5 protein-coding genes are annotated in these 16,890 nt (G+C 60.8%); all 5 read left to right on the top strand.

The genetic code is table 11. The features are described from left to right. The first annotated feature begins 6 nt into the window (after positions 1 to 6). Entirely contained in the window at positions 7 to 597 is a 591-nt protein-coding gene (locus ACWKV4_RS00365) for an acyl carrier protein phosphodiesterase (RefSeq protein WP_483830150.1), read from the top strand. A 243-nt stretch (positions 598 to 840) separates the two neighbouring features. Continuing rightward, a complete protein-coding gene (locus ACWKV4_RS00360) occupies positions 841 to 1,998 on the top strand; it encodes a phospholipase D-like domain-containing protein (RefSeq protein WP_483830149.1) in 1,158 nt (385 codons plus the stop codon). Between the two features lie 132 nt (positions 1,999 to 2,130). Beyond that, positions 2,131 to 3,831, top strand: coding sequence for a ShlB/FhaC/HecB family hemolysin secretion/activation protein (locus tag ACWKV4_RS00355; protein ID WP_483830148.1), 1,701 nt, complete (start codon positions 2,131 to 2,133; stop codon positions 3,829 to 3,831). Positions 3,832 to 3,851: 20 nt separating this feature from the next. Further along, positions 3,852 to 16,058 (top strand): two-partner secretion domain-containing protein, encoded by a 12,207-nt coding sequence (locus ACWKV4_RS00350; RefSeq protein WP_483839539.1) that lies wholly within the window; start codon positions 3,852 to 3,854, stop codon positions 16,056 to 16,058. Continuing rightward, positions 16,055 to 16,531 carry an Imm42 family immunity protein gene (locus ACWKV4_RS00345; protein WP_483830146.1) on the top strand — a complete coding sequence of 159 codons (477 nt, stop codon included), beginning with the start codon at positions 16,055 to 16,057 and terminating at the stop codon, positions 16,529 to 16,531. Before ACWKV4_RS00350 ends, ACWKV4_RS00345 begins: the two co-directional genes overlap by 4 nt. Positions 16,532 to 16,890: the final 359 nt, after the last annotated feature.

Genomic DNA, 16,890 nt, shown 5'->3' with positions numbered 1-16,890 from the left:
GCGGCCATGAATTTTCTTGCACACCTGCATTTGGGCGGGCCGGCGCCGGAGCAACTGCTTGGCAGCCTCTACGGCGATTTCGTCAAAGGGCCCCTGGCGGGCCGCTTTGCTCCGCCGCTGGAAACCGCCATCCGCCTGCACCGGGCCATCGACGCTTACACCGACAGCCATCCCAGGGTGCTGGCGGCCCTGGCGCGCTTCTCGCCCGAGCGGCGGCGCTATGCCGGGATCATCCTGGACGTGTTTTTCGACCATTGCCTGGCGCGCCACTGGCAGGCGTACCACCCCGAGCCCTTGGCGCACTTTACCGCCCGAGTGTATGCCGTGCTGCAGCGCACGCCGGACCTTCCAGGCCGCCTGGCCGCCATCGCGCCCCATATGATCGCCGACGATTGGCTGGGCTCATATCAAACCTTCGATGTGCTAGGCCAGGTGCTGCATGGTATCTCCCGCCGCCTTACCCGGCCGGCAGGGCTGCAAGGCGCCATGCCCGAACTGCGAGTGCTATACCCCCTCTTATTAGAGGACTTCAAAGGGTTTTACCCCGAGTTGCAGGCCTTTACCCATGCCTGGCTTGAGCAGCACCCGGCTGTGTAGGAGCCAACATGGCCGGCGAACAGCTATCATTCATTGCCTGTGCCGTTTCTTCGCGAGCTGCGCTCGCCTACAGGCCATAGGTGTACACCTAGACCTTCCTGCGCATGGTCCTGCTCACCCCATCTTCTCTGTAGGAAAATTCCTTACATGCGAGTAATGTGGCCCGGTGTTTTCGGGAGGCGCTCCCTGCATGGCCCTTTGCGTATCGCGGCACCCCACCTCGCCTGATCGGGCGGCCTGACCATGGCCGGCGCGATCTTCCCGTGGCGTGATAACAACCAATTCGAGCTGCTGATTGACGGCCCTGCGTTTTTCCCGCGCATGTTGGCGGCCATCGATGCGGCCGACACCCAGGTCGACCTGGAGCTGTACCTGGTAGAGGCGGGCAGCTGCGCCGACGCGGTGGTGGCGGCCCTGGTGCGCGCCGCCGAGCGGGGCGTGCGAGTGCGCTGCTTGTTCGACGGTTACGGCAGCCTGGCCTTCGCTACGCCTTCCCGTGAACAACTGCAGGCCGCGGGCGTGGAACTACGGCTGTATAACCCGGTGTCGTGGCGCCGGGGTGGCCGCAACCTGTTCCGCGACCACCGCAAGCTGTTGCTGGTAGACCACCTCTACGCCGTGGTGGGCGGCACGGGCGTGACCGACCAGTTTTGGCAGCCTGGCCAGGCCCAAAGCGAGTGGCACGAGGTGATGGTCGAGATGCAAGGCCCGGTGGTAGCAGACTGGCAGATGCTGTTCGACCGCCAGTGGCGCGCCAATCTGCGGCGTACGGCCTGGCGCCCGGCCACCCACTTCGGCTTGCCCCGGCTACCGCGCCTGCCGCCCAGCGGTGACGGCTTGGCCAGGGTGGCCTACTGCGACGCCCACCAACACCGGGACATTCTACGTTCGCTGGTGCGGGCCATTCATTCCGGGCAGCGGCGTATCTGGCTGGCCACCCCTTACTTCTTGCCCACCTTCAGCGTGCGCCGCTCATTGCGCCGCGCCGCCCAGCGCGGAGTAGACGTGCGCCTGTTGCTCACTGGCCCGCGCACCGACCACCCTTCGGTGCGCTACGCCGGCCACCGCTATTACCCACGCCTGCTGCGCGCCGGGGTGAAAATCTTCGAGTACCAGCCGTGCTTCCTGCACTTGAAAATGGTGATCGTCGACGACTGGGTCAGCGTGGGGTCGTGCAACTTCGACCACTGGAACCTGCGCTTTAATCTCGAAGCCAACCTGGAGGCTCTAGACCCGTCATTCACCCAGGCAGTGGCAGCGAGTTTCGAAGCAGACTTCGCCCAAAGCGGTGAGATCACCCTGGACGCTTGGAAGGCCCGGCCACTATGGCGCCGGGCCCAGCAGCGGGTATGGGGTTGGCTGGATCGAATAGTGGCCAACCTACTGGACAGCCGAGACTAGAGCCTGCTTCAGCGCACGACAGTAAGAATCAGAAAAGATTCAAGAAGCTAAGCGAACCGCCGATAGGGTTTCCAATCGTTCATTGGATCCTTGGCGCCTTTGCAGGCGCCATACCTCTGTCAAGGACCGCTCGTGGCTTCTCGTGCTGTGCGTGTTGCGCTATTTACATTGCTGGGTGTTTTGCCCGTTGTTACTCAGGCCGCCCCTACGCCAGGCGAGCAAGACCTGCTTCGTGACCGGCAGGAGCAACTGCTGCAAGAGCAGCAACGGCGCCTGGAAGAGCTAAAAAACCTCCCTGGCAAAGAGGCCATGCCCGCGGCCCCGGCTGCCCCTGAGGACAGCCGCTGCTTCACCATCGCCACCATCGAGCTCAAGGGCGCCAACGCACTGTCCAACGCCGAGCGCACACGCCTCACCCAGCCCTACCTGGGCCAATGCCTGGGTGTGGCCCGCTTGAACGAGCTGCTCAAGGCCGTCACCAACCTCTATTTAGAGAAGGGCCTGGTCACCAGCCGCGCCTACTTGCCTCAGCAAGACCTGTCCACCGGCCATCTGCAAGTACTGGTGATCGAAGGCACCCTGGAAAACCTCAAGGGCGCAGATAACAGCGGCCTGAGCAAGCGTGAGCTGGCCATGGCGTTCCCGGGGCGCAAAGGCCAGTTGGTCAACCTGCGCCAGATCGAACAGATGGTGGACCAGCTCAACCGCTTGCCCTCCAACCAGGCGCAAATGGAGCTGACCCCTGGCCAAGCCGTGGGTGGCAGTGACGTGGTGGTGAAAAACACCCCGCAAAAGCCTTGGCGGGCGAACCTGGCCCGCACCAACGATGGCCAGCCCGGCACCGGGGAGCAGCAGTGGAACGCAGGCTTCGAGTGGGACAACCCCTTGGGCCTGGCAGACCAGCTCAGCCTGCGGGGTGGCCACGATGCTGTTAGCGACCACCAGCACACCTCACACAACAGCGGCCTGGCCTATAGCCTGCCGCTGGGCTGGTGGACCTTTAGCTACAACTACAGCCAAAGCGACTACCGTTCCCAAGCCATGGCCAATGGCTTTAACTTCAAGCAAACCGGCGACAGCCAAACCCACCAAGCCCGCGCCGAGCGGGTGATCCACCGGGACGCGGTGAGCAAAACCTCGCTCAGCCTGGGCCTGTCCAACCTGCGCTCCAACAACTACATCGAAGACAGCCGCCTGGCCCTGAGCAGCAACCGGATCAGCGAGGCCCAGTACGGCTTTAACCACGGCCGCCGGGTGGGGGCTGGGTTCCTCAACTTGGACCTTGGCATGCAGCAGGGCATAGGCGCGTTCGGCGCCCAGGCCAACCACCGCCCAGGCCCCGGCGAGCCCAACGCCCGCTACCGCAAATACACCGGCACCCTGAGTTACCTGCAGCCCTTCGAGCTGTGGGGCGAACGCCTGAGCTTCAGCAGCCTGGCCACCGGGCAGCGCAGCGAAGACGTACTGTTCAGCAGCCAGCGCACCAGCCTGGGCGGTGCCTCGTCCGTGCGCGGCTACAAGAACCAATTCCTCACCGGCGACAGCGGCGGCTACTGGCGCAACGAGTTGCGCTTGACCCGCCCGGTCAACCTCACTTGGTTGCGCCCAGCCTTCGCCGAGTACGGCGTGGCCGCCGGTTACGACCAGGGCGTGATCCGCAATGGCCGCTACAACGGCGCCGAGCATGGCCGCCTGAGTAGCAACGCTTTTGAGCTGTTCGCCCGTGGCCAGCATGTAGCCGCCAGCCTGACCTTTGCCCATTCCCTAGAGCGCCCCGCTGGCGTGATCGAGCATGAAGCGCCGATCTACTTCAGCCTCGGGCTGTTCCTCTAACGCGTTAACGAGGCCTTCACATGGACGTCCGTCATTTCGAATTTCTCGTACGTCAGCCCTCTGCCAGGCTGGTAACGCGTGAGCGTTTCTGGGGCATGCCCAAGCGGGGCATCGCGCTTATTTTGGTAAACGCGCTGTTCTGGCAGCCCATCTGGGCCCAGGCCGAAGGCATTGCCGTGAGCGGTGGTACCAACACCAGCCTGAACCAGGCTGGCAATGGCGTGCCTATCGTCAACATTGCCGCGCCTAACGCCACGGGCCTGTCTCACAACCAGTACCAGCAGTACAACGTGGGCAGCGAGGGGGTGATCCTCAACAACGCCACCGGCCGCACCCAGAACACCCAGTTGGGTGGCATCATCGTCGGTAACCCCAACCTCAACGGCAGCGCCGCCAGCACCATCCTTAACGAAGTGGTGGGCGCCAACCCCAGCCAGCTCAAGGGCTACACCGAAGTCGCCGGGCAGGGCGCGCGCGTGATCGTCGCCAACCCCTATGGCGTAACCTGCAACGGCTGTGGCTTTATCAACACCCCCCGAGCCACCCTGACCACCGGCACGCCGGTGCTGGACAACGGCCGCCTCGATCGCTTTCAAGTGGACGGTGGCCAAGTTACCGTCGAAGGCCAAGGCCTGGACGCAACCAGCGTCGATCAATTCGAGATCATCACCCGCGCCGCCCAGATCAACGCGCAGATCAACGCCAAGCAGCTCACGGTGATCGCCGGGCGCAATAACGTAGACGCGCAAAGCCTCAACGCCACCGCGCAAGCCGATGACGGCAGCAGCAAACCTACCCTGGCCATCGACAGCTCCGCTCTGGGCGGCATGTACGCCGGCGCCATCAAGCTGGTGGGCACCGAAGCCGGGGTAGGGGTAAAGCTGGCTGGTAACCTGGCCGCCAGCGCCGGGGATATTCAGATCGATGCCAATGGGCAACTGACAGTAGGGCAGGTGGCGGCCAGTGGCACGGCCCAGGTGAACGCCGCCAGCGCGGACCTGCAAGGCAAGGTGTACGCGGCCCAAGTGAACGTACACGCTCGCGGCCCGCTGAACGTGCAGCAGAACCTGGCGGCGCAGAACAGCCTCACGCTGACCAGCGACGGCCAACTGACCAACAACGCTATCGTGGAAGCAGGGGTTAACGCCGACAACAGCCGCAATGCGGCAGGCGATGTAACCCTCACCGCACAAAACCTGCGCAACACCGGCAGCCTCACCGCCAGCCGCAGCCTTACCGCGCGCGTTGGGCAAACCCTGGACAACCGGGGCGGTACGCTCAATGGCCAGGCCAGCACACAGCTCAATGCCGCCCGCCTGGACAACCGCGCTGGCCGCGTACTGGGCCAAGGCGAACTGACCCTTACCGCAGATGAGCTGGATAACAGCGAAGGCGGGCAGGTCACCAGCGCGGGCACTCTACGCCTGAACGCCGGCCGCCTGGATAACCAGGGTGGCAGCCTCACCAGCGCCAACAGCGCAACGATCACCGCCACTGGCGCCGTGACCAACCAAGGCGGCGAAGTGGTCGCGGGCAGCACCTTGGCGCTGACCAGCGCCAGCCTGAACAACAGCCAGAAGGGCCGCCTCGCGGGCACGGGCGTGACGCTTAACACCGGCGCCTTCGACAACCAGCAAGGCGGCAGCCTCACCAGTACTGGCGCGCTGACCCTCACCGCCGAGCAGGTGAACAACAGTGAAGCCGGCCGTATCGCCAGCGCCTTGGCCTTGACCGCCCGCGTAACCGGGCTGGACCAGCACAACGACGGCCGCCTGTACGGCAACGGCGATGTAGCCCTGGAGCTCAACGGCGGCACCCTGGATAACCGCGCGGGTTTGATCAACGCCCCCGGCCAGTTGCTGCTCAGCAACGTTGGGAATGTGAACAATGAAGGTGGCGAAATCTCCAGCGCCAAGGCCTTTACCCTGGCCGCTACCAGTCTGCAAAACACCGACGGCTCGGTGCTCAGCAACCAGGCCTTGACCCTGCGGGTGGCCGAGCAGTTGGCCAACGTGCGCGGGTTGGTCTCCGGCACCGGCCTGGACCTTAGCGCGGGCGAGCTGCTTAACGACAACGGCGCCGTGAGCAGCGACGGGGACCTGGCCCTGCGCACCACGGGCGCGGTACTCAACAACAATGGCGACATCTCCGCCGCCGGTAACGCCACCCTTAGCGCCGGGCGCCTAAGCAACCAGAATGGGCAGATTACCGCCGACCAGCGCTTGAGCCTGGTGGCCACCGGCGTGGTGGACAACCAAGCCGGTACCCTGGGCGCGGGCCAGGGCCTGGCGCTCGAAGCCGCTAGCCTGGATAACCGCCAGGCCGGTGTGGTGGTCACCGACGGTGACCTGGGCATAACCCTAAGCGGGGCCTTGGATAACCGTGAAGGTGGCAGCCTCCAGGCCAAGGGCCCGCTAACCCTGACCAGCCAACTGCTGGATAACCGTGGTGGGCGTGTATCGACCCAGAACCAACTGACCCTGCACGCGGGCACCACCGATAACCGTGGCGGCCTGCTGCGCGCCGACCAGGGCCTACAGCTGACCGCCGACCAGTTCGATAACAGCGAACAAGGGACCGTTAGCAGCAAGGCCGGCATCGAGCTGACCGGCCAGCAGCTGAACAACCAACAAGGTTTGATCAGTGCCTTCGGGCCGCTGAACCTGAACGTGGCCAAGGTGCTCAACGGCGCCGGCCGTATCGCCAGCCAAGGTGACCTCACCGCTTCGGTAACTAGCCTTGAGCAACAAGGTGGCCAGCTGGTTGCCCAGGGCAACCTCAACCTGAGCGGCACCTACCTGGATAACCGCGTGGGCGGTTTGGTGGGCGCCACAAAAGCGCTGACACTCAAGGTTACCGAGATCGACAACCGCGCGGGCGAGTTGTCCAGCCAGGTGGGCGTTAGCATCACCGGCAAGCAACTGGACAACAGCGACGGCGGCAAGGTACTGGCCGGCACCGCGTTGGCCTTGGTGGTTGAGCGCGTGATCAACCAGAACAAAGGCCTGTTGCACGGCGACACCCTCAGCCTCGATGGCCAGCAGCTCAACAACGGCCAAGGCACCCTGGCCAGCCAAAACGGCCTGGTGTTGAACCTCAGCGGCACGCTGGATAACACCACAGGCCTGGTCAGCAGCGAGGCCTTGCTGACGGTAAACGCCGGTGACCTGAACAACACTGGCGGTAGCTTCTCCAGCGCTGCGGCGATGATGTTGAACGCTACTGGCGCCTTGAATAACCAGGGCGGCTCAATCACCACCGACGCCGCACTGACCCTCACCAGCGCCAGCCTGGATAACCGCAACAACGGCCTTATCTCCGGCAAAGGCGCAACTCAGGTAACGACCGGCGCCCTGGACAACAGCCACGGCGGGCGGCTCACCAGCAGCGATGCGCTCACCCTCAACGCGGGGCAGGTGACCAACCAAGACGCCGGCCGCATCGCCAGCGCCCTAGCCCTGAACGCCAATGTCACCGGCCTGGATCAACAAGCCGGCCAGCTTTTCAGCAATACCGCGCTCACCCTTGACCTCAACAATGGCGTGCTCAACAACCAAGGCGGCCTGATCAACGCCCCCGGCGCGCTGCTACTCAAGCAGCTCGGCCAGGTGGATAACCAGAATGGGGAAATCTCCAGCGCCAACGCCTTCACCCTGGCGGCGCAAGGGCTGGACAACAGCGGTGGCAAGCTGCTGAGCAACCAGGGCCTTACCCTGCGTATCGCGCAACTGCTCAAAAACGTAAAAGGCGCCGTGGCCGCCTATGGCCTGGAGATCACCGCCGCCGACCTGAACAACACTGACGGCCTGCTCAGCAGCCGCGATGCCCTTAACCTGGTCGTGAGCAAGGGCCTGCTCAACCAACAGGGCGCAGTGATCGCCGACGGCAATCTGCTGCTGGGCGCCGCCACGCTGAACAACGACCTGGGGCAACTCTCCAGCAAGCGCAACCTCACCGCCGCGATCGGCAGCCTGCAACAGCAAGGCGGGCAAGTGATCGCCCAGGGCACCTTGAGCCTGACCGGCGATAGCCTCGTCAACCAAGCCAACGGCCTGATCGCCGCCACCGAAGGCGTAACCCTCGCCGTGACCCAGGTGGATAACCGCGGCGGCGAAGTGTCCAGCCAAGGCAGCATCAGCGTGACCGCCGAGGTGCTGGATAACAGCGACAGCGGCAAGGTACTGGCGCAGAACACGCTTACCCTCAAGGTGGCGCAGTTGACCAACCGCGCTAACGGGCTGTTGTCCGGCAAGGCCGGCCTTACCCTCACCGGCAACCAACTGGACAATAGCGGCGGCGCCTTGGCCAGCCTGGCTGCCTTGAACATCGACCTAGCCGATCTGCTAAACAACACCCGAGGCGTGATCAGCAGCGAAGGCACCCTTACGGCTAAAGCGGGCAGCTTGGTTAACGCCAAGGGCAGCCTCTCCAGTGCCGATGTGCTGACCCTCACCAGCGTGGGCACGGTGGATAACAGCGGCGGCGAAATTGTCACCGATGCCGCCCTGACCCTGCACAGCGCCAGCCTGAACAACAGCGCCAAGGGCAGCCTTAGCAGCAAGGGCGCCATGGCCCTTACCACCAGTGACTTCGACAACAGCCAAGGCCGCGTAAGCACCAGCGACCAGCTCACCCTTACCGCCACACAACTCACCAACCGCGACGGCGGCAGCATCGGCAGCGCCCAGGCCCTAGTGGCCAGCGTGACCGGACTGGACCAACGCAACGGTCAGCTCTTCAGCAACACCACGCTCAGCCTTGACCTCAACAACGGTGTGCTCAACAACCAGGGCGGCTTGATCAACGCGCCCGGCCAATTGCTATTGACCAACCTCGCCAGCGTCAACAACCAAGGCGGGGAGATTTCCAGCGCCCAAGCCTTTACCTTGGCTGCGCAACAGCTCACTAACGACGGCGGCAAGCTGCTGAGCAACCAGGGCCTGACCCTGCGCATTGCCCAGGCCCTGAATAACGTGAAGGGCATGATCGCGGCAGCCAGCGTAGACGCTAGCGCTGGCACCCTGGACAACAGCGCCGGCACCCTCACCAGCCGTGGCGGGCTGCAACTGGCCGTTAACGGCGTGCTCAGCAACCGTGACAACGGCCTGATCAACGCCGCCCAAGCGCTGGACATCACCGCAGGCAGCCTCGACAACCAAGCCGGCCAACTGCTAGGCGCCAGCGCCCTGACCCTCAACGCGGGTAGTGTGGAAACCACCGCCAAGGGCCTGATCAACAGCCAAGGCAGCCTGAACCTCACCGCCAACAGCCTGGACACCAGCACTGGCGGCGAAGTGTCCTCCAAAGGCGACATGACCCTGGCCCTGCACGGCCTTACCCAAGCCGGGGGCCGCCTGCTGGGCGACGCCGGGCTGAGCCTGGACCTCAACGGCGCCGACCTGAACAACCGCACCGGCCTGATCACCGCCAAGGGCCCGCTGCTGCTCAACCGCGTGGGCAACCTCAACAACCAGGGCGGCGAAGTGTCCAGCAGCCAAAGCTTCACCCTGGCCACCGGCACCCTGGACAACAGCAACGGCAAGCTGATCAGCAACAACCAGCTCACCCTCAACGCCGCGAATGTAATCAACCAGAACGGCCTGATCTCCGGCTGGCAGGGCCTGACCGTCACCGGCGGCACCCTGGACAACCGCAACAACGGCACGCTCTCTGCCCGCAACGGCAACCTGGCCGCCATCCTCAGCGGTGCGGTGCTCAACAGCAACGGCGGAGCGCTGGTCAGCCAGCAAAGCCTCACCCTTAACGCCGCCAACCTCGACAACCGGGGCGGCATTCTCTCCAGCGGCGCCGGGCAAAGCCTCACCACTCGCGGCCTGCTGGACAACAGCCAGAATGGCCTGATCGACAGCGGCGCCGGCCTTACCCTGGCCGCCGACACCCTGAACAACGCCGCCGGTAACCTCAGCGCCCAACAAGCCGTGAGCGTCACCGGCACCACGCTGGACAACAGCAGCGGCAACTTCAGCAGCCAAGGCGCCGTGACCCTGGACCTGCTCGGCGCCCTGACCAACACCCACGGCAAACTGACCAGCGCCGGCCCCTTGCAACTGGTGCGTAGCAGCCAGGTCAACAACCAAGGCGGGCAACTGGTCAGCCAGCGCCTGATGACCCTCAACACCGGCCGCCTGGACAACAGCAACCGGGGCACCGTCGCGGCCAACGAACGCCTGGTGATTACCGCCAGTGGCGAGGTGGTCAACAGCGCCGATGGCTTGATCTACAGCCAGAACGCAGACCTGCAACTGCAAGCCGCCAGCCTTTCCAACACCCAAGGCGCGGTACAAAGCCAAGGTGCCCTGGCTGTAAACGTGAGTGGGGATGTGGGCAACCTCGATGGCCGCCTGATCGCCCAGAACGGCGACCTGGCCATTACCGCCAATAACCTGGACAGCCGCGGTGGCGTGCTCTCCAGCCTGCAAGGCGCCTTCACCGCCCGGGTCACCGGCGTGCTGCAAAACGGCTACGACCTTAACCGCCAAGGCGGCGTGATCCAGGCCCAACGGCTAGACCTGCTCGCCTCGGCCGGCCTTAACAACTACGGTGGCCGCGTGTCTGCCCGCGCGGGGGATGCGCTGGTGTCCGCCAGCCACTTCGACAACCGCAACGGCGGCCTCTACGCCAAGGGGCTGGTGCGCTTTACCGGCAACAGCTTCGACAACAGCGGCGACAACGATGGCCAGATCGCCGGTAACCAGGTGGACCTCAACCTCAGCGGGGCCCTTAACAACCGCTTTGGCGTGATCGAAAGCGACACCACCCTGAACATCACCACCGCCAGCCTGGACAACCAGACCGGTAAAATCCGCGCCCTGGGCAATGCCGGCACCACCCAGTTCAACATCGGCGGCACCTTCGACAACCGCAGCGGCACCCTGGAAACCGCCAACAGCAACCTGGCGTTTAACGTAGGCAACTTCCTCAACGCGGGCGGTAGCCTGTTGCATGTAGGTACCGGCGAGTTCGGCATTTCCACCGCCAACATCACCAACGCCGGCGGCAGCATCGTTACCCGTGGCGGCCTTACCCTGAATGCCGACAGCTGGACCAACAGCAGCGTGATCCAGGCCGGGCGCCTGACGGTAAACGTGGGCAACTTCACCCAAACCGCCAGCGGCCAACTGCTCGCCGCCGACAGCCTGGTGGGCACCGGCGGAAACTGGACCAATGAGGGTTTGATCGCCAGCGACGGCAGCCTGAACCTCAACCTGAGTGGCGCCTATGGGGGGAATGGGCGGGTGAGCAGTTTGGGTAACCTGACCCTCAGCGCCGCACAGCTGGACCTGAGCACCGCCGCGAGTATCGCCGGCGGTGGCAGCACCGGCCTCAACGTAGGCGGGCAACTGACCAACCAAGGCCGCCTGACCTCCGCCGCCGACCTTTCGGTTAGCGCAGGTGCGCTGAACAACTACGGCACGCTGGGGGCAGGGCAGAGCCTCACGGTCAATACGCCAAGCCTGCTGAACGACCATGGGTTGGTGTTCAGTGGTGGGGATATACAGCTCAACGTGGGTAGCTTTACCAACCAGACCGGCGACCTTTACGGCCTGCGCAACGTCACCATCGGTGGCTACGGCGCCGCCCGGGCCAATCAGGTTTCGAATATCTCCGGCTCCATGGAGAGCGGCGGGCAGTTTTCCATTGCGGCTACGGCGTTTGAGAATCGGACTCAAGGTGGGGGGGAGGGGAGTAACGTTGCGTTTGAGAGGACCTTGATATCGGGTTCTATTGAAGACCAATGCGTTGAGTGTAGTGGTGGCCATGTCCGAGTTAATTATACTGCTCATGAAGTATTCTCGGGTGGCCTGGATACTGACACTACCGCCTCATCTTTGATAACAGCAGGAACCGATTTTTCTTTTGTTGGTAGTAGCTTTCTTAACAGTAAGAGCACTGTTAGCGCTACAGGCAATATCATAGTTCAGGCAGATAACTTAAAAAACTTAGGTGCGGCTGGCGGAATTATCGAGCGCACACGAGTATACTATACCGACAGGATAAAGCATTTAACATGGACGCGATTTAAGCCGACTGTGTCCCAGTATAATGCCCGTAATAACGTTGACGGCGCTCAATACGATCCTTCTAATTTGATGGAGCTGCCAGAAGTCTTTAAGCTTTATGCTTTAGTCAGTGATGTGGAAGTTACCAAGACCGGCTCCGGCAATGGAGGCCGCAGCGCAGTTATACAAGCAGGTGGTAAAGTCTCCATTACCGCCACTCAAGACCTGCAAAACAGCGTTATACATGAAGATTACGCCGTAGGCGGTGGCACTAATAAAGTCCAGGACACGCGTGCCTCGGGTTCGGGCGCCCCGTTCGTCATCAAGATCAACGCCCAGCTTCCCCCCAACCTAGCCCAACAACAAATCAACCCCCTAAGCCTCCCTGGCTTTAACCTGCCCACCGGCCAGAACGGTCTGTTCCGGTTAAGCGGGCAAGCCAGCAGCGCGCCTCAAGCCGCGCAGGCCAGCAGCGGACCCCAAAGCTGGACGATCGCAGGCGCCAGCGTGTCCCTGGCCCAGCGTGAACAGGGCGTGCCCGACGCGGTAGGGCGTAACGTTCAGTTCGGTAGCGCGGCGCAAATGGCGGCCAGCACTGGCCAACTGGCTGGGGTCACCCGCCAGAACGCAGGCATCACCGGCCAAGCCACAACGATCGGCCAGCCCGTTGACGGCGGTTTCGATAACGGCGGCTATCAAGTACCCGGCCACCAGGCCAACCCCGGCGGCATGACCGTTGGCGGCAACGTAGGCCCAGTGAGCGCCAATGGCCAGCCTGCCGCGCAAGCGTCTATGCCATCCAACGTGGCTGCGGCCATCGCCCAAACCGTTAGCAAAGTGCAGGGCTTGCCCAGTTCCGCCGCCCAGCCCAACACCAACAAATACCTGATCGAAACTAACCCCGTCCTCACCGACCTCAAGCAATTTATGAGCTCGGACTACCTGCTCTCAGGCCTCGGTTACGATCCCGACCAAAGCGCCAAGCGCCTGGGCGACGGCCTATACGAGCAACGCCTGGTGCAGCAAGCCGTGACCGCCCGCACCGGCCAGGCCTTTATCGACGGCCAAACCTCCAACGAGGCGCAGTTCAAGTACCTGATGAACAACGCCATCGCCAGCAAGCAGGCGCTCAACCTGAGCGTGGGCGTCGGCTTAACCAGTGAGCAAGTCGCCGCCCTGACCCACGACATCGTGTGGCTGGAAAGCCACGAGGTGAACGGCGAAAACGTGCTGGTGCCCGTGGTCTACCTGGCTCAAGCCAATGGTCGCCTCGGCCCAACCGGCGCGCTCATTGCTGGTAACGACGTAACCCTGATCGCAGGCCAGAACCTCGACAACGTCGGCACCCTCAAGGCCAACAACAACCTGTCCGCCACTGCCGGCAATGATCTGGTCAACAGCGGTTTGATACAGGCCGGCAACCGCCTGGACCTGCTCGCCGGTAATTCGGTGGTGAACAAAGCCGGCGGCATCATCGCCGGGCGGGATGTAAGCGTTACGGCACTCAAAGGCGACGTGATCAACGAGCGCACCGTGACCGCCGTGGACTCCACCGTGCGCGGCCAGGCCCATAAGGACTACGCCGACAACGCCGCCCGTATCGAAGCGGCCAACGACATGAGCCTGTCCGCAGGCCGCGATATCAACAACCTCGGCAGCGTGCTGCAAAGCGGCCGCGATCTGAGCCTCAACGCCGGCCGCGACATCAACCTCGCCGCCACCCAACTCACCAATAGCTTGGTACTGGACCGCAAGCACACCAGCAGCGACATCACCCAAGTCAGCTCCACCGTCACCGCCGGCCGCGACCTCAGCGCCCAGGCCGGGCGCGACATCAACGTGATCGCCAGCCAGCTGGACGCCAAGCGTGACGTGGCCATGGCGGCCACTGAAGACTTGACCATCAGTTCGGCGGCGGACGAGCAGCACTCGTACTCGAAGAGCAAAAAGGTCACCCGGCAGGAAGACCATGTTAGCCAAGTGGCAAGCACGCTTACCTCCGGCGGCAGCGTAGCCCTTAGCTCCGGCCAAGACCTAACCGTCACCTCCAGCCGCATCGAAGCCGCGAACGAAGCTTACCTGGTCGCCGGTGGCAACCTGGCCCTGCTCGCCGCCGAAGACAGTGACTACTCGCTGTACAGCAAGAAGAAAAAGGGCAGTTTCGGCGCCAAAAAAACCAAACGCGATGAAGTCACCAACGTCACCAACGTCGGCACCGAAATCAAAACCGGCGGCGACCTATTGCTGGTCAGCGGCAAGGACCAAACCTACCAAGCCGCCAAGCTCGACAGCGGCAACGACCTCACCCTCAACAGCGGCGGCGCCATCAATTTCGAAGGCGTAAAAGACCTGCACCAGGAGAGCCACGAAAAGAGCAACAGCAACCTCGCCTGGAACAGCGCCAAGGGCAAAGGCAACACCGACGAAACCCTGAAGCAAAGCGAGCTGGTTGCCCAGGGCGAAGTCGCCATTAACGCGGTTAACGGCTTGCACATCGATGTAAAGCAGGTGAACCAGCAAACGGTCAGCCAGGCCATTGATGCCATGGTCAAGGCTGATCCGCAATTGGCTTGGCTTAAAGATGCCGAGAAGCGTGGGGATGTGGATTGGCGGCAGGTGAGGGAGATTCATGACTCCTTTAAATATAGCCAGTCGGGACTGGGTGTGGCAGCGCAGTTGGCGTTGGCGATCGCGTTAACTGTCGTAACAGGCGGGGCTGGTGCGGCGGCGGTAGGAGCGACCTCTGGTACCTTCGCTGCAGGCTTCGCCAACGCAGTACTTATTTCAGCAGAAACGACTGCCGCGAACAGCGCTATTAGTAATAAAGGAGATTTAGGAGCGACATTAAAAGACTCGACGAGTGCGGCAAGCCTAAAGTCATATATGGTATCGGGCCTTACAGGCGGAATTGGAAATACGCTGGGCTACAATCCAACAGCCTTGGGATTTAACCTGAACAGTGCTGGCCAGGTTGTCTTGAAAGTTAGTGCAGATAGCCTGGTGCAAACAGCATTTAACGGCGGAAGCCTAAGTAAGCAATTCACAGATAATCTGATAGGCGCCGTTATCGACATTGGCGGTGCCATGGCTGCTAATAAGCTAGGTAATATAAAACTGGTCGATGGAAGTCCAACGAAAGTTGCCGCCCATGCCTTGTTGGGAGGACTTAAATCGCTAGCAATGGGCGGTGACTTCCAAACGGGGGCGCTTGCCGGCGGCGCCAACGAAGCTATGGTGCAATACCTGGCTAAACTGGCGCTCCCCGAAAATTATGATCCAACCGCTAAAGGCTCTCAGCAAGCTCAGGCTAATTTAGTTGCAATGTCGCAATTAGTGGGGGTGCTGTCAGCAGTTGTCACAGGCGGGGATCCTGCTATTGCAGCGAACATAGCCGCGAGCGCTACCCAGTATAACTATCTTAGCCATTCGGATCTTGATAGAGCTGCAAGAGAATTGCTTAACTGTGGTAATGATCAAGCCTGCGCTCAAAGCAGGTATGAAAGTTATCATGAGCTAAGTAGCAAGCAAACAGAACAGGCTTTTTCCAGTTGTGGTCAAGACCCGAACGCCTGTGCATCTGTATCTCAAATGGTCGCCAAGGCCCAAGCCGATACACAACTATTCCGTGCTCAGATGGATGACGCATCCCCTGCGACTCGGAATATGTTGAATCTTTTGATTGCTGAGAATGATGGCTTCCAGAATGCCCTTGCGCAGGTAACAGCGGGGCATCAGGCAGATACTGTGGCTGACTATCTCGTATCTGAATATGGTATGTCGCCAGAGCGTGCTGCTTTTTTGACCAAAGAAACAGTCACGCTAGCAGCCATGGGATTTGGGATGGTACGCCAGAAGGTGGTGCCAGGGACTGGCAGGGTACCAAGTCTTGAGCCGGTAATAGCATCAAATGGGTTGAGTTACAAATCTAACCCCAAACATACTATTGGTCAGCCGGGTAATAATCCGAATGCAGGGATAGAACCTCTGAATGCGGTTTCGCTATTCGAAAATTCTATTCCTAGTACTCAGGCTTATGCTAATAAGGACGTCAGATTCGCCGTTGACTCTAATGGCAATGTGCACCGTTTTGCAGGAACAAATGGCGAGTATCATTGGAACGGTAGCTCAGGCGACACAAAAAATCCATTGAAAGCTGTTCAAGTCCCGAACGCTATCCAAAAGGCTTTAGGAGTAAAAATAAAATGATTATTGGTGATCCAGTCAAGTTCGCAATTCAGTTTGACTTGGTTAATGAATGGAATTCTGACGATTTTTGGAGGAATGGTGCCTTTGCACTCTATATTAATGGAGTGCGCTTGCCTGATCTCCTTGATGTGATAGAGCTCAGGGTGACCTTGGCTTGCTATGTGAAGATAGAGAGGATTACTACTGTAAGTGGTAATGAAAAATTAAACGCAGAAAATATTTATAAGACTACTAATAGCTACTTGTTCGGAGATGGCTTAGATTACATTGAGGGGGTTTATGATCTAACATGTACTGCAATGTCTGACGTAGGATGTCATGCTTATTGGATGGGGCGCTCTGATTCGGAAATTTTTGTATGGAGCTTGAATGATGGTGAACGTATTGAAAGTGTTTCACTTCCTGGCGGAACATTTCATGCAGTAGCATCGAAATTAAGAAGAGTGCTCGAAGTGGATTTGGGTTGGTTGTAATTTAATTATGAAGCTATGAGGTTTGGGTAGCGAGGTTCAAGAGGATAGAAAAAATTACTGCTGTTGTCAGGGGTAGTGGACGACAGATTAATTAATCCTGTGGAGATCTGCTCGCCAAGCAGTACCGCTCTGAAAAATTGTATGGCAATTTAGATTAATATTATGATAGTCGTGAGTTCGCTATGGACAGATTGAGGGTAAAAATATAATTGGATTGTATTTTTTAGGTGAGTGCGAGCTATGTAAATTGGGCTAGTGCTTTCTTATTGACGGTTTGGTGATTTGAGCATTTGTCTTCATGTGTTGGTGTTAGTCCGTTGCCTGAACTAGTTGGCTTTAATTTTGATTTTTAGCCTTTT

Source organism: Pseudomonas artemisiae (assembly GCF_057128685.1).
This window is presented reverse-complemented; position numbering and strand designations above follow the sequence as displayed.